Raw genomic sequence first — 21,880 nt, forward strand, 5'->3', positions numbered from 1 at the left:
TCCTGCAGGCTTTCGATAACCAGTATGGTTTGCAAAGCATAGGCTAGCGCTTTTTGCCAACTAACCATGTAAATTGACTCCATTGTGTTTTAGCCTGAATCAAGTTGTTATTAGACTTTGGCATAATTTCATCCACGGCTTGGCCCGATAGAACCTAGCTTAGTAGCGGCATAGGGATAAACTCATTGTTTTTGCTTTGAGTCTATCCATGCAGCAACTTATTGATTCCAAGGGCCAAATCGACTTTGGATGCTACCCCAACAGCCCTCATACCATTAATTACATGGACTTTGATCTACGTAATGCCATGGATAAACCATTATCCAAGTGGCGTCGGCATATGGGGTTTAACCAATTTCAATTTATCGCCATCACGGGCGACGACTTCATACTGGGTGTTGCTCTGGTTCACCTTAAGTGGGTAAGCAACTGTTTTGCTTATATTTATCAGCCCAGTACGAAACAATTTAAAGAATATTCTTATCTAAAACCTTTCGGACTCGGATTGCAAACCAGTTTGCAGCCCAATGGTGGAAAATGGCATTTTAAAAGCGGTAATAAGCACGTCCGTATTGATTGCCAAAATGATAGTCGTCGCTTACAGGTTTCTCTTGGTGCGTTAAAGGCAGACGTAACCATTAGCGAGCCCAAAAACACTCCTCCACTTTCTGTATGCTGTCGCGCCGGTTATAGCGGCTGGCAATTTACACAAAAGCAAACAGCCTTAGATGTGAGTGGCAGCGTGCGTTGGCGCGAACATCAGTTTGATTGCAAGAACATGTTGGCCAGCGTGGATTGGTCATGCGGACACATGCGTCGCGAAACCTTTTGGATGTGGTCGAGTTTAAGTGCTTACACCTCAACAGGTAATAAAGTAGGTCTAAACTTGGCCGCGGGTGTCAACGAAACCAGCGAAACCGAAAACGCATTATGGATTGATGATCGCATGATTAAATTAGACCGTGCCCGGTTTAAATTTGATCGCTCAAACCGTATGGAAGAATGGGTTATCACCACCAGCGATGGTCATGTGGATTTACGTTTTCAACCAGAGGGCGAGCGTAAGGAAAAAGTCAATGCAGTATTCATTGCCAGCAACTTTACCCAATTGTTTGGTCGCTTTTATGGTACGTTAAAAGATGAGAGCGGTGGTATTTATACTGTTAATGGTGCATTGGGTTTTTGTGAAGACCATTATGCGAAGTGGTAATCGTCTGTCATTCTCAACTTGATTGAGAATCCATGGAAAGGTTTTGAAACAACTAGATGGATTCCCGCCTTCGCGGGAATGACGACGCTAATGTCATTCTCAACTTGATTGAGAATCCATGGAAAGGTTTTGAAGCAACTAGATGGATTCCCGCCTTCGCGGGAATGACGACGCTAATGTCATTCTTAACTTGATTGAGAATCCATGGAAAGGTTTTGAAACAACTAGATGGATTACCGCCTTAGCGGAAATGACGATTATAAGCTCACGTCATTCTCTGGCTGACGCGAAGCGGTCAGACCAGAGAATCTATGTCAACGGATTAAGACTGCTTTCGACGAATACCGTAGAACAAACAGAACAATACCGGTACAGCAATCAAGGTCAGTATGGTTGCGAATGCCAAACCACCCATAATGGTAACAGCCATGTCCGCGAAGAACGCATCGGTTAATAGCGGCGCCATACCCAAGATCGTTGTCACTGCAGCCAGAGACACTGGACGCAAACGACTCAAACTCGCTTCCACCACCGCATCGTATTTATCCATGCCAGTTTCGATTTGTATGTCGATTTCCTCAAGCAATACGATACCGTTTTTAATCAACATACCAAACAGACTTAAGAAGCCCAGTAAGGACATAAAGCCAAATGGTAAATCGGCAATTAATAAGCCTGCAACGACACCACAAACGGCCATAGGCACAATCAACCAAATGATTAATGGCTCACGCACCGTACCAAACAAGAAGATGGTGATTAAAATCATCACTAAGAAGCCAAGCGGTAAGCCTTGTCCCAATGCTTGCTGTGCATCACGAGAACTTTCATATTCGCCGCCCCACTCTAAGCGATAATCCGCAGGTAATGGAATGGCTTCAATGTCTGCTTTAATACGCTCAAGTGCAGCAGCTGCAGTATCATCTGGACCTGGCTCGCCGAATACACTAATCGTGCGAATGCGGTCTTTACGATGGATCAGCACGTCTTCACTTTGTACTTGCATATCCGGACTAATCTGACGAAGTGGTACATAGCTTCGCTGATATGGCGACCACACTAATGCATCTTTGAGTTTTTGCAGCTCGTCGTGATCTTCATGGTCAGAATCAGGCGCATACGCTTTGGCAATAATGTCGTATGTGTAGTCTTCGTATCGTAATTTTCCGAGTTTCAAACCATCGGTAGAGAACTTCACCGCGTCAGAAAAGTCAGCACGAGTAACACCAGCAACACCTGCGTTGTATTCGTCGTATTCAGGAACCAAGATTAATTCCTTGTCACGCCAATTGTGACGAATATCCATGATATTGCCATCTGCTTGGAATATCTCTTCTGCAGCCGAAGCGAGTTCACGCAAGACCGTTTTATCTGGACCATAAAAACGCGCTTCTAGTTTTGCTCCAGTAGCAGGGCCAAAGATGATGCGCTGCGTAAATATTTCAGAATCTGGGTCCATAGACTGCAGTTTTTCCGAAATTTCTTTAGCTAAGCGCGGAATTTGATCTCGCTCTTTCGTGCGGATAATCATTTCGCCGTAACTTTCGTTTGGCTGTTCTGGCGCATACGTTAAGGTATAACGCTCACCACCACGTCCCACAAAAGTAGTTACTGCCGTTATTTCTTCATAACCCAGTGCCACTTTTTCAGCTTCTTTCAAAAACTCTTCGGTTTGACGAATGTCACGACTTTGAGGACCCCAATATTTAACATAGAACATCGGCGTATTGGATGCTGGGAAGAAACCTTGCTTCACAAAGCCAAAACTCATGTAACTAACAATGGTAATGCCCAGCAAAATTAAAACGCTTTTTCCTGGCTTTTCTAACGCGGCCTTCAAGGCTTTTTTATAGCGATTGTGTAGCGGCGTATCAAAGGCTTCACCACTGCTTTGATTTTCTTGCTTGAAGAAGTACGAACCAAATAGTGGCGCTACGGTAATGGCCAATACCCAACTCATTAACAGGGAAATCAAGATAACCGCAAACAATGAGAATAAGAACTCACCTGTTGCATCATTCGATAAACCGATACCAGAGAATGCGGCAATACCAATAACAGTGGCACCCAGTAGTGGCCATTGCGTTTGCTTACAAACATGACTGGATGCTTCAATCGCGTTGTAGCCTTTTTGCATACGCAACATCATGCCTTCTGCCACTACGATGGCATTATCCACCAGCATACCCATGGCAATAACCAAAGCGCCAAGTGAAATACGTTGTAGATTCAAACCATACAACCACATGATTAAAATAGTGGATAATACGGTTAGTAATAAAACGGAACCCACTACAATACCGGCACGCCAGCCCATGGTGATACACAAAGTCGCAATTACCACAGCAACTGACATAACGAGGTTAAATATAAAGCCATCTACCGCTTCATCAACCACGCGTGCTTGATCATATATCGGAGTCAATTCAATGCCTGCAGGCAGGTCTTTAAGTATATCTTCGATGTGGTGTCGTACTGCCGTTCCCACTTCAACCACATTAGATTCAGAATTTGCTGCGACCGCTAGCGTGATGGCTGGCTCGCCATTGTAGCGCGCTAAAAAGTCAGGAATGTCGACAACCTCGAGCGCAACATCAGCAATATCGCTTAGACGAATTTGACTAGTAGTACCCGGAACACCGAGGGTAATATTTTGAATCGCGTCTACTTGTGAGCCTGCGCTATCAATTGGAATGCGAATACGACGACCATCCATATACAAACGGCCATTACTATAAGGACGTAAGTTGAGCGCTAATGCATCACGTACATCCGGTAAAGAAATACCTAGATTTGCCAACTGCGACGTATTAATGCGAACCGTAATTTGCTCTTTCAAAACACCTTGAACAGAGACTTTTGTGACACCTTGTACAGTCAAAAGATCACGACGAATAATGCGAGAAAATTCGCGCAACTGGTAAGGTGTAAAATCGGGTGCTGTTAAGGCGTAATATAAGCCGTAAACATCGCCAAAATCATCCACCACTTGAATGGGACGGGTGCCCGTCGGCAATGAGTTCTGAACATCGCGCATGCGCTTTCGCAACTCATCCCAAATTTGAGGAAGCTGCGTACCATCATAATGACGCTGCATTTCAACGCGAATCTCAGACACTCCAGGCTTCGATTTTGAACGCACCTTATAGATTTGCGGCATCTGTTGAATCGCTACTTCCAATGGTTCAGTAACTTCTTGTTCAACCTGCTCGGCATTCGCTCCAGGGTAAGCGGTGATAACCATGGCTTCTTTGATGGTAAATGAAGGGTCTTCCAAGCGACCAATTTCGCCTAACCCTAACATGCCACCGATGAAGCATATGATGATCAATAACCATGTGTTAACCGGTGTTCGTATTGAGGCTTTTGCTATATCCATACTGACACCCGCTTATTGCATCTTAAATGGACGAACAAGCATGCCATCTTCTAGCTTGCGCACACCTGCAGAGACCACTTGTTGACCCTCTTCCAATCCAGAAAGAATAGCCACATAGCCTTTCAACATTGGACCCGTTGTCACTGGTTGCTTTTTAATACGTTGAGTTTCTGCATCAAACAACCATACGTAGAGATCGTTACTAGCGCTTGTGACGATACTCGTTACAGGTACACCTAAGATCGCAGGAATACCCGTGCTATCACCAATAATATTTACAGTAGCACGGACCCCTGGTGTGATATCCAAACCACTTGGTTTGTTCATCGAATACGTCACTTTATATGTTTGAGTAACAGGATCAGGCTCGGTGCTATGCTCGACGTACTTGATATCAAACTCTTTGTCGATCGAGCCATCAATATAAGCCGTTGCTTTGGAGACTTGATCACGGCTATATCTAGCAATTAAACGCTCAGGGACATCAAATTCGAAATGTATTTTTGATAAATCTTGCAAACGGGCAATAGGCGACCCCGTAGCGATAAAGCCCTCGTTTTCAATTAAGCGACTGGCAACAAGCGCATCAAACGGTGCTTTTAAAACACTGTACTCTAGGTTTTGACGTGCATTTTCTAAATCAAGCTGAGCAAGGTCGTAAGCGACTTGGGCATTGTCTACGCTTTGCTCTGAACCAATGCCTTTTGTAGCAATGGTTGTGATTCGGTCTAGTTCTAGTTTTGCTTGTTTAACTCGGACCTTGGCTGTACGAACTGCTCGTTCAAATGGCTCAGCTTCTAACCGGGCAAGAACCTGGCCTTTTTTCACCATTTGACCTTCTGGCAAGTTAATTTCTTGTAAGCGCCCGCTTACCTGAAATGCAAGATTTACTGTGGTTTTTGCCATTACCTTTGCAGGGAACGAAAACTCATTTTCTTGGTTTGCCACCTTTACTTGTGCCAGCTGAACAACCGTTGCTTGTTCTTGCTCTTGGCCTTGGTCTTCGCCATTGCTACAAGCCACTAATGAAATAATGGCCATGGCTAGCAGACCCTTAAATAACCTGCCCATGGATGTCTCCCTTGATATAGCGATTAATGCCGTTCGTTTTTGTATTGATAAAAAAGTTTAGTCTTAGTTTGAGTAAGAACTAACTTATATCGAGATATTGATTTCATGAGGACGCATTTGTAGCACATTGACAGCTTTACACAAAGTGATAATCTGTAAATTAACCATAGAATAACCATAAATCTATGATTCATATTTGCAACAATCCTATTACAAAACCTCGAATGGCTGAGAGTCATGGAAAAATCAACAAAGCAAGCTGTACTGCTCGGCGCTCGACAATGCTTTTTCCAGCATGGTTATAGCGCAAGCAACATGACCCTGATCAGCCAATACACGGGTTATAGCCGAGTTACTGTACACAAATATCTACACAATAAAGACGACGCATTCCGTCAGGTTTGCCAAGACTTCCAAATAAACGCCACACAAGCTAGCCAACTTGTACTCGAAGAACATGAATTTGACTGCTGGCAGAGCATACGCCAAGTCATGCTGATTTGGATGACACCCACTTTTGAAGAAGTCAGCGATGAGCAAGTCATGGGAGATTTGAAATACCATGCGCAAACCATCGCCAAAGACATCTTTGATGAGGCTCGCAAGTCAGTGAGTAATATGTGCGCTCAACTGCTCAATCGTGGCATACAGCGCAATGAAATACAGCTAAGTAAACTTGGCATAACAAGTAATCAACTGTCTGACATTTTGGTGGCATGTTTAGACGGCGTGCGTGGCCACATGGCGAACCAAGAAGTGAAAGCGGCCTGTGATAACATCTTAAAAATCTATGAACTGGCTACTCAGGCCCGTTAGTGTTCACAGGTTCCCGTCTTGAGCGAGCATACATGTGATTAAAATGCTTAAAGTAGTCGTCCAACTTTTTACCCGCGGCTTCTTGATGATGTTGCTTTAACAGTTCGATGGCCACTTCTGCGGTACATAAGTGAAAATCATCCGGCGCCTTACGCAACTGATACTGACTATTGCGCTGTGTCTGCAATGGCAATACGGGTAGATCTTGTAAATATTTGCTCAAACGAAACATGCGCCCAGCTTGACGCCAGCTGCCATCTAGAATGATAAATAATGGCTTTATCCCCACAGAAAAATCCGCTTTCTGTACCACTCGATGATCATATCCACCGCGATCGCCAGGAAATATAATATATGGCTGAATGTCTGGACGCTCTATCAATGCAATAAATTCAGGATCAGGCTCGGTACGATGCCAATAAAACCGGTAACAATGCTTGGGCAATATATCCTCGATTAAGCGCCCTGTATTAGTAGGTTTATATTGCTCATCTGTGTGCATTAGCAAACAAAAAGACACTTCGTGTTCACCTTGCAAATACTCTGGCTCTGCACAGCCACAAATACAATAATCTGCCGCCATCATACAGCGAGTACATCGAATTATCTTACCGCCTTTTGCGGAATAACCATTACTGGCAGGCTGAAAGGCCATACTACTTAATTACCTGACGCTCATTTTAAACATGCAAGTTTACTGAAGATTAAAAGCTCATCGCAAGCAATGCATGCGACCGCTGCGTGATACTAGCAAATTTGAAATACTGAGTTGCAAAATAATTGACCAAAAACTCAAGTTTTTTATTCCTATTTGTTTTACTCTACAGGGCTTTTTCAGACTAGGTCTAAAGGACATTTGATGAATCAACATGCTCGCCAGCAATTAATCAAAGGGGTCATAGCCGTTAGCCCTCTTTGTGTGGCGGTAATCCCATGGGGAATATTAGCCGGCTCCTATGCCATTGAAGTCGGCATGACCATGTTAGAAGCACAGGCCATGTCAGCCATCGTCTATGCTGGGTCTGCACAGCTGGTGGCACTGGGAATGATCAATTCAGGGGTCGGTTTAGGCACCCTTTTACTGACCACGTTTTTTATCACGTCGAGACACTTTCTTTATGGCCTCACTATGCGAGACCGTATTGCACCAATGCCGCTGAAATGGCGTTTATTATTTGGTCACTGGCTGACGGACGAATTGTTTGCCATCTGCGGAACACAATCAAAAGAGCATTTTAATCGCTGGTTTGCCATTGGTGTAGCCGGTGGATTCTATTTTGCTTGGAACATTGTAAGTTTCATTGGCATTATTTTAGGCAGCTATATTCCAAACCTAACCGACTATGGGTTAGAGTTTGCTGTGGCGGCCACCTTTATCGCCATCGTTTTCCCCCTTATAAAAAACATTCCCGTTGCCGCCACGGTGTTCGTTTCACTGGTTTTATCCGTATTGCTAACGCGTTTTAATATCGAAGGCGCTTTGATCATCGCCTCTGTTAGCGGAATGGCAACAGGATATGTCTGTGAAACCTATTTCAAGAAGCGTAATGAGGGAGAATCCTCATGATGTGGGCTGCTATTGCCGGCATGACTGCCATTGTATTTTTTAGTCGTTACGTCTTTTTAGAGCCTAAATTGCCTCTACGCCTAAACCAAAAGGCGGTTAGGTTTTTAAACTATTCAAGCCCAGCTATTTTAACCGCTATATGGGGACCCATTGTATTTGTTCACGATAAACAAATAGACATGACTTGGCACAATGCCTATTTCATGGCAGCACTGTTTGCAGTATTGCTGATTTGGAAAACAGGAAATGTATTGCTGACGACGGTTTTGAGTATGGCCGTATTTTTGGTTTTGAATACGCTTTTGTGAATGAGTGTTGAGTGGAATGGTGATACCCGAATTACACTACCCGTCATCCTCAACTCGATTGAGGATCCATTTAATTAGTGTTGAACTGCGAATGCTGAGTCATGAATGATGGATTCTCCGGTCTATCGCTTCGCGGAGCCGGAGAATGACGATACACTAAAAACGACCTAAGCACGTCCCATGAATTTCTTTTCTTCTACATTGATCTTTACTCGATCACCAGTCGAAATATGTTCTGGAACTTGAATCACTAGACCAGTGGACATTGTCGCAGGCTTTGTGCGCGACGTTGCCGATGCACCTTTAATGGAAGGGTCAGTTTCAGTGATTTCTAGCTCAACTGTAGAGGGTAGTTCAACGGTAACAGGAGCGTCGTTCAAAACCACCACGTACAAACCCTGAATATCTTCGGTAATGAACTGAATCTCTTCAGAGATAGCTTCTTTATTGATGTTGTACATGGTGAAGTCTTCGCTGTCCATGAATACCATCTCATCACCATCTTCATACGAGAACGTGGCATTACGTCGAATCAAATCCGCAAGATTCAGCATTTCACTGTCTTTAAAGGATTCATCCACTTTATGACCCGTTACAACATCGTACATGCGCATACGATAGATAGAACCACCTGCACGGCCCTGTGGAACCGAACGCTCAATGTCTTTAACGATATAAACACTACCATTGTATTCAACTGCAGCATTCTTTTTAATATCACTGGCCTTTGGCATAACTCAATCTCTTTTACTTTACTGTCGATCAAAAACGAGCCAAAGATTACACCAAAATCAGGCTTATTCAACTGCTATTAATAACCTACAGTCAATACCATTACTTCCAGCCTTGGCGCCATTGCTGACTATCCTTTAGATCTCGCCAGTTTATAGCGTATTCGTTGCCGCTATGAACTGCTTCAATTAGACAGTGTTCTACGACACCGTCTTCATCGAACTCTATCTCTGTAATGATGAAGTGCTTTTCTTTATTTTGCGGCTGAGCAGCGGTCCACTTACTATGTAACAACTTTCTAGGATTAATCTGATTCATTAGCCATTTCTATCCCAATAAAAAAGGAGTATTACTGTGAGTAGTAATACTCCTTTTATCGTTCATTGGTTTTCTGAACGAGGCAAACCGTGGTTAATTAAAACGATATTCAAAGTCCGTGATTTCACCCTTCCATACGGGCAAATACATATCACTCATGTACCAGCCTACCTGGCCCTTGCTTGGCACACGTAAGCCTTCAACTTCTTGATAATCTGAAAAACTGCCCTCCCATGGACGCAACATATAACCCGTCTCGGTTTTAGCGAAGCGCTCAGGTGTATAAATACGCTCTACTTGATGTTGCTCATTAAAATGAAATTCTAAAGAGACGGTTACGTCATTCACCGATAGGGTAGCAAGTGCAGATCGCTCATCCATGGCTTGCCACGAGAGTTGGTAGGACGCTTCAGGATTTGGAACGAGCGCCGTCGGGTACCAAACTGCTTCGGCTAAATAGCGATGTAAAGCGCCCGAGGTAAGTTCTTTGCTATTGCTATCTCCACCAAATGGAATAGCCGACATTAGATTAATCTCTGCCTCCCCTTCGTTATTGGCAAATGAGTCAACAACGTTCACATGTAGACCAAATGGCATTTGTACTCGAGCATCCCATATGAATCCAGGAGTATTGGCAATGGCAATGTGTTGTGCCTTGAAAGGAATCCACGAATTAGTTTTTAAATCTGTCCGGAGCTGGCCATCTTGTTGAAAGGCCGCCACTTGAATCCCTTTACTCTGGCCGTTAAGCGCGTACGCCAAATAATCCTGCACAGGATCAGGCAAGTTAGCTAAGTCTTGCAGATAAACACTATCAACATTGGAAGCTTGCTTTGATTCCTGAACGAGATTGAATTTCGCTTCTTGTATATCGTCTTCTTGTACCTTCTGACCAAAGAAAACAACCACCAAAGCGACAAGCGTAATAATGGCAGGAACAATCAATACGTACTTCATTTGTAAACAAACCTAAACCTGAGAATTTTATCTATTATGCGGATCTAGCTTCGTTTGGCAAAGTGATATCCATATAGAAAGTAAACACCGCACTAATGGGGTAATCAGTGCGGTGTCTATGATTATGCTTAGGACTGTTGATCGGCAGGTAACGGATAGGCAATACGTTTAATATTCAACAAATGACGGTAGCTAACGTTATCACTAGTCGACCCACAACCCTGAGTGCCGCAGCCTAAGGTCCATGACAACTGCAAGTTATTGTTTGCACCGATACATCCTAATGTTGCAGGCGTATTGATCAGGATACGGCTTACATCCACTATTCGTGCATATTCCTGAATGGCTTCTTCGCTATTACTATGCATAACTGCAGTATGCCCAGCCCCTTCATTATTCAAAATACCCGCTGCTGTTCGCAAGGCTTGCTCTTGATCAAGAATGCGAGTGAGAGAAACGAGCGGCAATAACTTTTCTTTCATCAAAGGGTGTTGAATCGAATCGTCAGAATCGACAATAGACATTTCAGCAATGATCAATTTGATCGGATAATCGCGCTTAATACCAAGTCCATCACATACCTCTTGAGCACTTTTGCCAATGTAATCCCTATTGAGCGAGCCATGGGCGAATAATGATTCCATAATGGCATGCAACTCAAAGTGATTTAAGACAGCAGCACCCGCGTCAATCGCATATCCAACGAACTGATCGTAAATAGCGTCATCCACCAGTAGATTGTTTTCTGAACCGCAAACTACACCGTTATCAAAGCTCTTACTGAACACGACATCCTTCGCTGCTTTTTCAACATCGCAAGATTCTTCTATCCAAACCGGCGCATTACCTTTACCCACACCGATTGCCGGCGTACCCGACTGATAAGCGGAAGCCACCATCGATGGGCCGCCGGTTGCCAGAATAAAGTTTAAATCGGGATGCTTCATAAAGCCTTGAGTTAACTCTCGGCTTGATGGCATTTGCGAAGTTTGAATAAGATCAACCGGTAAACCTAGCTCTTTGAGCTTTGCCTGCATGGCTTTAACTGCTTTCAAGCCCACGTTTTTAGCTCGGCGGTGGCTACTGATGATAACCGCGTTTCGAGATTTTAAAGCGATCAAACTTTTAAATACTAGGGTTTCTACAGGATTGGTAACTGGAATCATGGCAAAAACGATACCCATGCTTTGTGCGATTCCTTTAATACCATCATGTTCTTCAATGATACTGCCAACACCAGGCTTGCCGATCAGATCATGAGCGACTGCCAATGTGCCTAATTTAATTTTCTCAATCTTATGTTCCGCCACGCCCATCCCTGATTCTGCAACGGTCTCTTTTGCATAGATTTCAGCATCATCGGCAATCACTTGAGCCAGCGCTTCAATGGCTTCATCTATACGGCTTTCCAATAAAGGCTGAATATCCAAATAGGCCTGCTTAGCTTTACTGATCATGAAATCCACTTCTTTAATCGGCGAGTTTGCCATTGCGCTATCGATAAGTGGCTGCTGCATCAATTCTTGTGGCTGGGTGAGATTGAGTATGACCTGTTCTGCTACTTGCGCATTTTGGGTAATTAACCCTAATAACGCCTCACGGTCTAACACAAATGCATGAGTGTCCTCTAATGCAATCAAATTTAAACTCAGCTTTTTTCCTGAAAAGAGTTCCCGGGCGGCCAAAATATCACCCGTTGTATACCGCCACGGTAATACTGCCTGCCTTTCTAACTGAGTATCTTCGATTTGAGCAGCAATTTGACCTGATACAAGGATGTAGCATGTAGTCGTTACTGTTCCCTGAGCAATCAGCGTCTGACCGGCTTCAATTTGAATGGTTGGGTAAGAAGAAAAGTCTTCGCCCAATATCGCGCTCATATCGTGCGCATGTGGCATTTTATGACTGGTATTAGTGCGTTTTTCAGCTGTGGCCATGATAAATCATCCTTGTCATTGAAATAGCGTGAACTGTCTACTCAATCTAAGCATAAAAGACTTGTAAGAACAAATCATTAGACTAGAATCACTTCTCATAAAATAAAAATATATCAAATAAGAAATATTCTCACTATTGATAGACGTTTTAAGGGGAAAGCGGATGGACCGACTATATCGAAGGGAGGTGGAGCAAATCCTTGGGATTTATCCTCCATTCCAAATTAAGGAGTTACATATCGACCCAGAGAAAGAACTGCTGGAAGTCGAAATAGAAGAACAACTCAAACAAACGAGACGCATTTTCCAGGCCAATAGGCCAAAAACAAAACGTGTGCAATGGCACCATACGAAACTCGGACGTTTCTCCACCGTCATCACGCTTTATGCAACGCCCCATACTTTTAGTAAACATCGCACCATCAATCCACCAGCGTTCATTGGCCCAGAAGACAGCCAATACACCTACCATTTACAGCAAATGGTTGTATTAGCGGCGAATAACAACCTAAAAACCGATGGTATTCAAAAGCTATTGGAAGTAGATCGCAGCATCATTAATCAAATTCTGGCGGACAGCGAAAACCAAGAACAAGAACAACAAGCGAATACCACTTTGCCACTGGAAACAGATCCCATCTGGAAAAGTATTATTCGCCATGAGATTCCGTTTAAAACTCAACTGGCACCATTACGATTTTTATTGTCTAAGCTTGAGCTGAATTGCATGAACGCAAAGGACGATCCGAGCGTTATGCAAAATGCAGTGGCGACGTTACGTCAGTTCTTCATCAAAAATGCTCGTCAACTTAAAAGTGAATATGCGCAAATTGGCGTGTTAAACACGACTCCTAGCGAGAAACAAACAGAATCTTCGGAGCAAAGCGAAGGCACCAAAAAGCGCGTAACACTGACTGTAGATCACCCTATTTGGCACAGCATTTTGCAGGGAGAAGTAGACCTTCTTTCTAAAAATATGGGGTTAAACTTATTCATAACCCAATTAAAAACGCTTTATAAAAAGGCAAACGATGGACAAGAGCAAATGCAAGTTGCACGAGAACTTTTGTCATATCTGAAAAAGAATAAAAATAATCTACGTAACGAGTTGATGTCGATCTCACGCATGGTTAAGCAAATGAATGAACAACCTGAAAAGGTTGATCTGCCTGCGCCGGGTCATCAACTATGGAGCGATATTTTAGCGGGTCGTACCTATATTGAGTCTGATAAAATGGCGTTGAAGCTTTTACTCGTAAAAGCACGAGCATTAGAAGACCAGCACGAAGCATCTGCTTTAATATGTGATTACTTTAATCGCAATAAACGCTCCATGGACAATGAACTACGTCAACTTGAGCAACATATAACAGCTGCTGTTTAGCTTTTTATTTACAACGTATAAGAGTTTCAACGATATTTATGGGTAACATCTCTATTTCAAGTCAATTAACCGACCTAGATACTGCAGTAGAAAAGATTGAGGCTGGGGAGTTTCTAGTTATCGCGGCCGATGAGTCTGTTTTAACGCAACTACCGAGCGGCAACTGGATCGGTGGTAGTATCCCCTATTTTATGGGCGAGCAAGGCGGAACCGTTAGTAAGGAACAGGTTTTCATTCAAACCGTAGAAGGTATTCAAGGTAACGCTCAACCTCGCATTACGCCATACGATGTAAAATCGATTAATCGTATTGCGCAAGACGCACCAGACAACGGTTTCACTATTGTGATTTTGCCAGCGGGAACGGATGTTCATGCCGACTACGCAAAAAATGCTCCTGGCTACGACAATATGTTCTTTACTCCCATTGTAGGTTGGATCTCCGGCATGCACTTGGATGATGTCGAAAATAGCAAAGCACAAACTGTATTTGGCCCAGGTGCAATGATGATGGATGACAAAGCTATCGCCATGCACGTGGCCTTGCCTGAAAATCAAGTGGCCAATGTACAAACCATTAATCTATTTGAACAAGGCAAGGGTGCGAAGATCCGCTTCGACCAAACTGGCTTTAATGTAGATGCTTGCACCATTGATGGACAACCAAGCTCCCTAACTCAATATGTTAAAGACAACAATATTGATACGCGCTTACCATTGGTGGCGGACTACAACGGTATCAATGTGAACGTGAGTATTCAAAGCGTCAATGCTGATAACATCGATTTATACGCACCTGTATTTGCCGATGTTGAATACCAGTTCGCAACACCCGTAGCGGATTACGTACAAAGCTTTAACCAAGCACTAGAAACACAGGATACTAAGAACACTGCCTTTAGCTGTAACTGTATTCTTAACTTCTTGTACTCTGAGCTAGAAGGAAAGCAAACTTCGAACTTGATTGGTCCAATTACATTTGGTGAAGTGGCCTATCAGTTGTTAAACCAGACACTGGTTTATATGACGCTCGATAACCAGTAATCAACAACTCGCTAATAATGAAGTTGTAAAAAACTTTCCACCAGTGCGCATTCATACACTATATTTAAAGTATGGATGCACATTGGTTTTTGGAAATCACCCCGTTCGACTGGCAAGCAATTGTTACCGCCCTCGCTTGCGGCACCATCATAGGCTTAGAACGTCAAGTTAAAGGCCGACCTGTGGGCATACGCACCTCAGCCCTGATTATCCTCGGGACTTATGTCTTTATCGCAAGTTCTACCTATGTTTCTCAACATGCAACCATGACAGACCCTAGCCGAATTATCGGACAAGTCATCACAGGGATTGGCTTTTTAGGTGCTGGCGTTATGCTCAGTAAAGGACGCAGCGTTTATGGCGTAACCACAGCCGCTACTATTTGGGCACTTGCTGCCATTGGTGTCATTATTGGTATTGGACAACATGGAAGTGCATTGAAACTTTCTGTTATTGTCGTCGTCATTTTGTTTGGTGTAGATACGTTTGAGGAATACAGCCAGTACCTAGGGAAACGCGTTCGAAAACGCATGAAGCATTGGAGCAATACCAAACCCAAAAAAGAAGATATTGACCAGCAAAATACCGATTCCACATCCTCTAATTTGAGTCCTGATGACAAAACCTCTTAATAACGACGTTTACTTCTCAACGTAGTCGACTGAGAAGCCCGCAGTCTCATCTAAACCTAATACTTCCAATAATTTTGGCAATTCTTGATTTAGAAGGTCTTGCAAAATATAAGGCGGATTTACGATAAACAAACCACTGCCATACATGCCCTGAGTTTGCTTGCTGGTCCATAAGCGCACATCTAAGTACTTTGTTATGTCAGTCTTCGCAAGCTCATCAACCATGGTCTCGCTCATGCCTTGCTTATCATTGCGATTCAACAACGGATACCAAACTGCAAATACACCCACAGCAAAACGCTTAATGCCTTGCTCTATGGCATTAACAACCTTTTTATATTCGTTAGCCTGTTCATAAGGCGGATCAATGACGATAAATGCGCGTTTAGTTTGCGGTGGTAAAACCGCTTTGATCCCAGAAAATCCATCTTCCATGTGCACTTTCAGCTGTTTACCTGTGTTCATGTTTTGCTCAAGCAAGGCATGATCTTGCGGATGCAACTCAAACAAATGGGCCTGGTCTTGCTCGCGCAATAACTCAGTCATAAACCAAGGACTACCTGGATAAAACTGTAAGTTCTTCTCTTCTCCTTGTGCCGCATTTAAGACTCGCACTTGTTCAAGATAAGGAGAGATCAAAGCCAAATCACTATTTGGATACAAGCGAGCGATACCCGTTTTATACTCCTGAGTTTTATTGGCCAAATCGTCACTCAGCTTGTAAACGCCAGCGCCACTATGTGTGTCTATATAAGTGTAGGCAGACTGCTTTTTATGAAAATACTTTGCAATAGCCACCAAAACGCTGTGCTTTAGAACATCAGCATGATTACCAGCATGAAATGCATGGCGATAACTTAACATGGGAAACCCTTAACAATAAAAATAACAATATGAACGTCACTAGCCGCCAGTCGCATTCATGAAGCGAACAATCTGAACATCATCTTCTAAATCAAAGTGATGCCGCTCCGGCTTGATATGCATGGCATCAGAAATGGCTTGCTTAACCGCTAATAATGGTTGCTCAGATTGCTCCATAATCTGTTTTAGATCGACGCTGTGCTCGTTACCCAAACATAACAATAATTTACCAGTAGCGGTTACACGAACCCGATTACACTCATGACAAAAATTGTGACTATGAGGACTGATAAAGCCTAAGCGACTATTAGAGTGACTTTGAAACTGCCAATAACGACTAGGACCCGAGCTGGTGTGCTCGCTAGGTTCAATGTTGTAAGACTGTGCGATGGTTTCACGAACGTCATCACTGCTCATGAATGCCAAACTACGATCATGTTCAACAATATGACCTAGCGGCATTTCTTCAATAAAGGAAATATCAATGCCCTGATCACGGACAAATTTAACCAAATCTAAAATTTCATCGTCGTTGCGACCGCGTAATATAACCGCATTCAATTTAATACGATCAAAGCCCGCCTGCTTGGCCGCCTCGATGCCAACCAGCACATTCTGCAAATCGCCAGTGCGCGTCAACTCTTTGAAGCGCTCAGGTTTCAGTGAATCCAAACTGATATTGAGCCGCGACAACCCTGCTTGCTTTAAGCCATGAGCTAACTGCGGCAATTGACTTCCATTAGTGGTCATGGTGATTTCATTCAGGCCATCAAGCTGATTGAGCTTAGCCACTAAATCCACAATGTTCTTGCGAATAAGAGGCTCACCGCCCGTTAGGCGGATACTGGTCACCCCTAACTCGACAAAGGCTTGACTGATGAGTTCGATTTGCTCGAAAGACAGTACATCTTTACGCGGTATAAAGGTCATATCCTCCGCCATGCAATACACACAGCGAAAGTCGCAGCGATCGGTAACCGAGATTCGTACGTAATTAATCGTGCGCTTAAATGTATCCGTGAGTGCGGCCATGAAAGGACACAACCCCCAACTGCTTGATGAACAACAGAGTCATACTAGCAAGTTTTGGGCGCTGTGACTAAGCCGTTAGTGCGGAGGAACGATCTAATCCACGCTCCAGTGCAGCCATGGCGGCCGGAAGATCCACATTGCCGCCGCAAGACTTCATGCTCATTCCCAATGCGTGCAGCGTTCGGAACAAGTTATGAGCACGGCTTTGCTCGCCCATTTGCCCAATGCGTACAATGGGTAAACCAAACGAGCCCGAAATCTCCACTTTGTAAAGCTGCGACATGGTATTCAACAGTTGCTTACCTTCCACACCGTCAGGCAAGTTAATACCAACAACGCTATTTAAGCGGCTATGAGGTTCCACATACAAACTTAAACCCATTGCCTCAATGGCTTGCTGTAACGCCTGACTACACAATCTGTGTCTATTAAATCGGCGATCCAATGTCTCTAAACACACTTGTCGAAGCGCTTCATGCAAGGCCAGAATACCGCTAACAGGAGCGGTATAGTGATACCCCTTCTCTTCCCAGAATTGTTTCGCTAAACGCACATCGAAACACCAATGGGGCATGTTCACATCACGATCCATCATGTAAGGCCAAACGCGCTCACTAAAAGCGATAAGGGACACGCCAGGAATGGATGCCAAACCTTTTTGTCCACCCGTGATGACCACATCCACGTGCCATGCATCCATCTCCAAAGGCATGGTACTAAGCGTGCAGACGGCATCCACTATAGTGAATAAGCCTTGCTCATGGGCGTATTTGCAAACGTCTGCCAATTCGTGATTACAGACCGTATTAGACGTTTCGCCCTGTACTAGGGTTAACACATCATATTGCTTCTCGGCTAAAGCTTGCTGTACTTGTTCCAGCTTGACGCCTTCGCCATCTTCGCAACGTAAGATGTCAACATCGCCACCACAGCGCGTTGCCATCTCAGCTAAACGACCACTAAAAAAACCATTTTGGATACAGAGAACTTTTTTACCTGGCCATACCAAATTCGTAATGGCCATTTCCATTGCCGCGCTACCAGGGCCAGCCACACCTAATATATGCGGGCTTGCTGTTTGAAACACGTACTGGGCCATCAAACGAACACGCTCAATGACTTGATTCATGGTATCGCCAAGATGATTGATCACCACGGTGTTGGCGGTGGCTACCTTTTGCGAAACAGGTACGGGACCAGCCCCCATTAATAACAAGGGCTCATCAGGTAAAATACTATCTAAAGGAAGATCGGCAGGAGGCGCGATAGATTGGGTCACTAGCGGTCACTCATTTTCAATAATTCATATTTATCTTAGAAACGGAATCGAAGACCTAAAACCACGTCTTCTGCAAGGGTCACGTCGTTTTCATCCTCGTCAATAACTTTCATGGTGCGGTAATGGGTGTAAATAGCCGCATCAAGATTGAACGCGTATTCAAGTCCGCCTTGATATTCGTATTCCAGTTCTGCTTGATCATCCCAATCGGAAGCCAAGAAAAATGGACGCAAGTTAAAACCAAGATTTAACTGTAAACCTGCAACAACAGGCAAAAACACCTGAGTGCGGAAACCAATTGCGGTGCGATCGTAGTCTAAAGCTTCTACTCTGGTCTGGCTCAATTCGAAATCAAATTCCGCACCGCCATTTTGATGATGACCTTCAATGTAGCCAAAACCTCCACTACCAATAGACAGTACCTCCACTTCGGTTTCGCCAATATTAGTATCTTCGATCTTGGCTATATCATCACTACGGTAGTAGCCTACATACAGCATACTGGTTACTACGTCGCCCACTTCACCACGACTGGTTTCACCATAACCGAGGCGATAGTGTTCAATGGCTTCACCACTGGCTGCATCAATGAAAAGCGTATCGTAATTTGCCTGAGCCATTGGCGCTGCTAAAACGCTCAAGTATAAAAAAGACGTGGAAATAACGGATGAAAATCGCATAATAATCACTACCCTGTAAACGTTCGAAGAGCATACCAAAAACGCTTTGTAAAACAAGCAGATCCCACAAAACATGAGACATGAGCCTGTAAATGGATCGAAACTTCAATGGTTTATCTAATCGCTTTAAAAACCAGATTTATGGAACCCTCAAAGGCCAGATGCGTCTGGCCTTATTAGAAAAAGACTTGTCTCCTTATATTGAACAGACACACGCGCTCAATATTCTCGATTGCGGCGCGGGTCAAGGTCAGTTTTCGAGCATGCTTGCCCAGCATGGGCATAGTCTCGTTTTGAATGACGTCAGTGACGAAATGCTAGCCATGGCACAAGCCAACTTGGCCGAACTAGCGCCAGACAATCAGACTCACCAGATGATTACAGCACCCTTGCAATCATTGAACGAAGAGCTACACACACGAGCGCTGCCAACTCAATATGACTTAGTACTCAACCATGCAGTATTAGAATGGTTACATGAACCCTTTGCTGCGATTGAACAACTTGCTCTTTGGGTCAAATCAGATGGCATATTATCCCTTATGTTTTATAACCTGCATGCCATTGTCTGGCGCAACCTCATGAATGGTTCCTGGCAGCGAGCTCAAAACACACACTTCCATCATGATAAAAATAATCTGATGCCGCAAAACCCGCTAAACCCAGCTGACGTGGTAGAAAAGATAGAATCACTAGGATTCAGTATTGAACTGCATCGAGGCATTCGCTGCGTACATGACCATATGTTTGTAGAAATGCGAAAAAGAAAAACGCTAGAAGAGTTTGTAGAGCTGGAATCGGATATTGGTTTAAAAGCCCCATACCGAGACTTGGGGCGTTACGTACACATTGTTGCTAGAAAAATCTAATCAGCAAGAGATAGCCGGAAACGTTTTTTTGATTAGGGCGCTTCCGCAACAATTGTTGCTCGAAGTGGCGCGGGTAAGCCTTCAACGGTTTTACTTGGATCATTGGGATCAAGAAAATCTTTAAGTGAACTGAACCCCATCCAATCGGTTGACCTTTGTTCTTCCATAGTGGTGTAATTTTTTTCCGCCAAGCGCACATTTTTAAAACCAAGGCGACGCATCCATAACATAAGCGTCGGTACGGAAGGTAAAAACCAAACGTTGCGCATCATAGCATAGCGATCTTCTGGCATCAGAACTTCGCCTTCTTCCCCTTCAATCACTAGGGTCTCTAAAACCACTTGGCCACCAGTCCGTAAGGCGCTTTTTAATTCGCTTAAATGATCCAATGGAGAACGACGATGATACAAAACTCCCATGCTGAACACCGTATCAAAACGACGCATGTTCTTTGGTAAGTCTTCCATTTTAAACGGTAGAAAGTGCACAGGTAACGACTCTACACCTTGTGCGGCTTTGACATATTTTTTCACCGCTTCAAACTGCCAAAGAAATAATTTGCTCGGGTCCACACCGATAACGCGAGCAGCCCCTTCACCGTACATGCGCCACATGTGGTAACCACTACCGCAGCCCACATCTAAAATCGTTCTATTTTTTAGTGGAGATATATGATCTTTAATGCGGTCCCACTTCCAATCACTGCGCCATTCGGTATCCACGGGCACATCAAAAAACTGAAAGGGGCCTTTGCGCCACGGCATTAAACCTTTCAACGCGTCTTTTAATTCAACATGGGTTTGCGACTCGATATCACCCTGCAGCTCAACTGCACTTTGATTTAGGTATGCGTTCTTTGGTGTGATGTTCGGCAATGCATCAAAAGCCACCTGCCAACGCGCCATATCGCCATGGCTACGATCTATAAGTTCTGCTTTTAATTCAGACTCAATGTTCTCGCCCCATGAAGTAAAGCGATTATCCGGCTCTTGCAAGAATTCAATAAGATCTTGATAAAAAGGTTGGAAGTAACCAAGGTTTTGCATCATTTGACCGCTATAAAAGAACTAAAGTTAAAACACTGATACCACTGGAAGGCTTCACGGAAACCAGCGCCTTTCAAACGCTCAATTTGCTGTGTTTGCGATTCTGGCACTAACACATTTTCAAGTGCGCTTCGTTTTTGACTGATCTCTAAATCGCTGTAACCATTTGCGCGTTTAAAATCCCAATGCAGTTCCTGCTGAATCTCTTGCTCTTTTGCATTATCAAAGCAAATCTTTTCAGACAAAATTAAAGCACCGCCAGGCAACAGTGCATCATATAAGGATTGAATCAAATCCAGACGTTTATCCTGATCAATAAACTGAAGTGTAAAGTTAAGGGTAATGACAGACGCATTTTGATATTCGAACTCGGTCACATCCCCTTCGTACAACTCAACCGGCACCTTAGCGTTATCAATATCCACATAGCTACGACAACGTTCAATCATGGCTTGCGAGTTATCAATTCCCACGACTTTACAGCCATCGTGTTTAACACCGTGGCGCATAGCTAATAAAGAAGCCCCTAAGGAACAACCTAAATCATATAGGGTGCTGTTTGCTTGGGCATACTGTTCGGTGATGACACCAATCATGGGAATAATCAGGTTATAGCCGGGCACACTGCGCTTGATCATATCCGGGAAGACACGGGTAACCGCTTCATCAAACGCAAAGGCATCCACAGCATCGTGGGGATTGGCGTATATATTGTCTCGTGCCATGGGTGTCTATCTTCGCTGTACGGGAAAGGCG

Annotated in this window: 21 protein-coding genes; 8 read left to right on the forward strand and 13 right to left on the reverse strand. The window is 43.9% G+C overall.

Features of this window, described 5'->3' with window-relative positions:
• Positions 1 to 208: 208 nt before the first annotated feature.
• The gene (locus HF888_RS10950) at positions 209 to 1,210 is read left to right on the forward strand and encodes a DUF2804 domain-containing protein (RefSeq protein ID WP_007017370.1); all 1,002 of its coding nucleotides are present in this window, start codon (positions 209 to 211) and stop codon (positions 1,208 to 1,210) included.
• Between the two features lie 322 nt (positions 1,211 to 1,532).
• Here the strand turns inward: HF888_RS10950 and HF888_RS10955 are convergent, their stop codons facing one another.
• Both HF888_RS10955 and HF888_RS10960 read right to left on the reverse strand, forming a co-directional pair.
• Positions 1,533 to 4,589: an efflux RND transporter permease subunit gene (locus HF888_RS10955; protein ID WP_007017371.1), complete on the reverse strand. Its 3,057-nt coding sequence runs from the start codon at positions 4,587 to 4,589 to the stop codon at positions 1,533 to 1,535.
• Between the two features lie 12 nt (positions 4,590 to 4,601).
• Entirely contained in the window at positions 4,602 to 5,660 is a 1,059-nt protein-coding gene (locus tag HF888_RS10960; protein WP_007017372.1) for an efflux RND transporter periplasmic adaptor subunit, read from the reverse strand.
• Positions 5,661 to 5,897: 237 nt separating this feature from the next.
• Here HF888_RS10960 and HF888_RS10965 point away from each other — a divergent pair, with 237 nt between their 5' ends.
• Complete coding sequence (locus HF888_RS10965) at positions 5,898 to 6,476, forward strand: TetR/AcrR family transcriptional regulator (RefSeq protein ID WP_007017373.1); 579 nt, start codon at positions 5,898 to 5,900, stop codon at positions 6,474 to 6,476.
• On the opposite strand, the gene HF888_RS10970 is transcribed toward HF888_RS10965, so the two are convergent.
• Positions 6,460 to 7,131, reverse strand: a complete 672-nt coding sequence (locus tag HF888_RS10970; RefSeq protein ID WP_007017374.1) for a tRNA-uridine aminocarboxypropyltransferase — start codon at positions 7,129 to 7,131, stop codon at positions 6,460 to 6,462. The genes HF888_RS10965 and HF888_RS10970 overlap by 17 nt on opposite strands.
• 204 nt (positions 7,132 to 7,335) lie before the next feature.
• Here HF888_RS10970 and HF888_RS10975 point away from each other — a divergent pair, with 204 nt between their 5' ends.
• Positions 7,336 to 8,043, forward strand: a complete 708-nt coding sequence (locus HF888_RS10975) for an AzlC family ABC transporter permease (RefSeq protein ID WP_007017375.1) — start codon at positions 7,336 to 7,338, stop codon at positions 8,041 to 8,043.
• Entirely contained in the window at positions 8,040 to 8,351 is a 312-nt protein-coding gene (locus tag HF888_RS10980; RefSeq protein ID WP_007017376.1) for an AzlD domain-containing protein, read from the forward strand. Before HF888_RS10975 ends, HF888_RS10980 begins: the two co-directional genes overlap by 4 nt.
• A gap of 167 nt (positions 8,352 to 8,518) precedes the next feature.
• Here HF888_RS10980 and efpL read toward each other — a convergent pair whose 3' ends face one another.
• From efpL to HF888_RS11000, 4 genes are all read right to left on the reverse strand, one after another.
• Entirely contained in the window at positions 8,519 to 9,085 is a 567-nt protein-coding gene (gene efpL / locus HF888_RS10985; RefSeq protein ID WP_007017377.1) for an elongation factor P-like protein EfpL, read from the reverse strand.
• Positions 9,086 to 9,185: 100 nt separating this feature from the next.
• Positions 9,186 to 9,401 (reverse strand): TIGR02450 family Trp-rich protein, encoded by a 216-nt coding sequence (locus HF888_RS10990; protein WP_007017378.1) that lies wholly within the window; start codon positions 9,399 to 9,401, stop codon positions 9,186 to 9,188.
• A gap of 93 nt (positions 9,402 to 9,494) precedes the next feature.
• Positions 9,495 to 10,358 (reverse strand): DUF6544 family protein, encoded by an 864-nt coding sequence (locus HF888_RS10995; RefSeq protein ID WP_007017379.1) that lies wholly within the window; start codon positions 10,356 to 10,358, stop codon positions 9,495 to 9,497.
• Between the two features lie 128 nt (positions 10,359 to 10,486).
• A complete protein-coding gene (locus HF888_RS11000) occupies positions 10,487 to 12,295 on the reverse strand; it encodes an aldehyde dehydrogenase family protein (RefSeq protein ID WP_007017380.1) in 1,809 nt (602 codons plus the stop codon).
• Positions 12,296 to 12,458: 163 nt separating this feature from the next.
• Between HF888_RS11000 and HF888_RS11005 the strand changes: the two genes are divergently transcribed.
• The 3 genes from HF888_RS11005 to HF888_RS11015 all read left to right on the forward strand — a co-directional run bounded on the left by HF888_RS11005 (position 12,459) and on the right by HF888_RS11015 (position 15,354).
• Positions 12,459 to 13,679 (forward strand): hypothetical protein, encoded by a 1,221-nt coding sequence (locus HF888_RS11005; RefSeq protein ID WP_007017381.1) that lies wholly within the window; start codon positions 12,459 to 12,461, stop codon positions 13,677 to 13,679.
• 38 nt (positions 13,680 to 13,717) lie between these two features.
• The gene (locus HF888_RS11010; RefSeq protein WP_007017382.1) at positions 13,718 to 14,722 is read left to right on the forward strand and encodes a DUF6976 family protein; all 1,005 of its coding nucleotides are present in this window, start codon (positions 13,718 to 13,720) and stop codon (positions 14,720 to 14,722) included.
• Between the two features lie 71 nt (positions 14,723 to 14,793).
• A complete protein-coding gene (locus HF888_RS11015; RefSeq protein WP_007017383.1) occupies positions 14,794 to 15,354 on the forward strand; it encodes an MgtC/SapB family protein in 561 nt (186 codons plus the stop codon).
• A gap of 9 nt (positions 15,355 to 15,363) precedes the next feature.
• Here the strand turns inward: HF888_RS11015 and HF888_RS11020 are convergent, their stop codons facing one another.
• From HF888_RS11020 to HF888_RS11035, 4 genes are all read right to left on the reverse strand, one after another.
• A complete protein-coding gene (locus tag HF888_RS11020) occupies positions 15,364 to 16,218 on the reverse strand; it encodes a 23S rRNA (adenine(2030)-N(6))-methyltransferase RlmJ (RefSeq protein WP_007017384.1) in 855 nt (284 codons plus the stop codon).
• Positions 16,219 to 16,257: 39 nt separating this feature from the next.
• Positions 16,258 to 17,250 (reverse strand): GTP 3',8-cyclase MoaA, encoded by a 993-nt coding sequence (gene moaA / locus HF888_RS11025; RefSeq protein ID WP_007017385.1) that lies wholly within the window; start codon positions 17,248 to 17,250, stop codon positions 16,258 to 16,260.
• Between the two features lie 67 nt (positions 17,251 to 17,317).
• Positions 17,318 to 18,529, reverse strand: a complete 1,212-nt coding sequence (locus HF888_RS11030; RefSeq protein WP_007017386.1) for a pyridoxal-phosphate-dependent aminotransferase family protein — start codon at positions 18,527 to 18,529, stop codon at positions 17,318 to 17,320.
• Between the two features lie 35 nt (positions 18,530 to 18,564).
• The gene (locus HF888_RS11035) at positions 18,565 to 19,209 is read right to left on the reverse strand and encodes a hypothetical protein (protein WP_007017387.1); all 645 of its coding nucleotides are present in this window, start codon (positions 19,207 to 19,209) and stop codon (positions 18,565 to 18,567) included.
• A gap of 92 nt (positions 19,210 to 19,301) precedes the next feature.
• Here HF888_RS11035 and HF888_RS11040 point away from each other — a divergent pair, with 92 nt between their 5' ends.
• Positions 19,302 to 20,078 carry a methyltransferase domain-containing protein gene (locus HF888_RS11040; RefSeq protein ID WP_007017388.1) on the forward strand — a complete coding sequence of 259 codons (777 nt, stop codon included), beginning with the start codon at positions 19,302 to 19,304 and terminating at the stop codon, positions 20,076 to 20,078.
• Positions 20,079 to 20,110: 32 nt separating this feature from the next.
• Here the strand turns inward: HF888_RS11040 and cmoB are convergent, their stop codons facing one another.
• Positions 20,111 to 21,127 carry a tRNA 5-methoxyuridine(34)/uridine 5-oxyacetic acid(34) synthase CmoB gene (cmoB, locus tag HF888_RS11045; RefSeq protein ID WP_243469370.1) on the reverse strand — a complete coding sequence of 339 codons (1,017 nt, stop codon included), beginning with the start codon at positions 21,125 to 21,127 and terminating at the stop codon, positions 20,111 to 20,113.
• Positions 21,124 to 21,849: a carboxy-S-adenosyl-L-methionine synthase CmoA gene (cmoA, locus tag HF888_RS11050; RefSeq protein WP_007017390.1), complete on the reverse strand. Its 726-nt coding sequence runs from the start codon at positions 21,847 to 21,849 to the stop codon at positions 21,124 to 21,126. Before cmoA ends, cmoB begins: the two co-directional genes overlap by 4 nt.
• Between the last annotated feature and the right edge of the window lie 31 nt (positions 21,850 to 21,880).

Origin of the sequence: Bermanella marisrubri (genome assembly GCF_012295615.1) — a bacterium.
Classification (GTDB): Bacteria; Pseudomonadota; Gammaproteobacteria; order Pseudomonadales; family Oceanobacteraceae; genus Bermanella; species Bermanella marisrubri.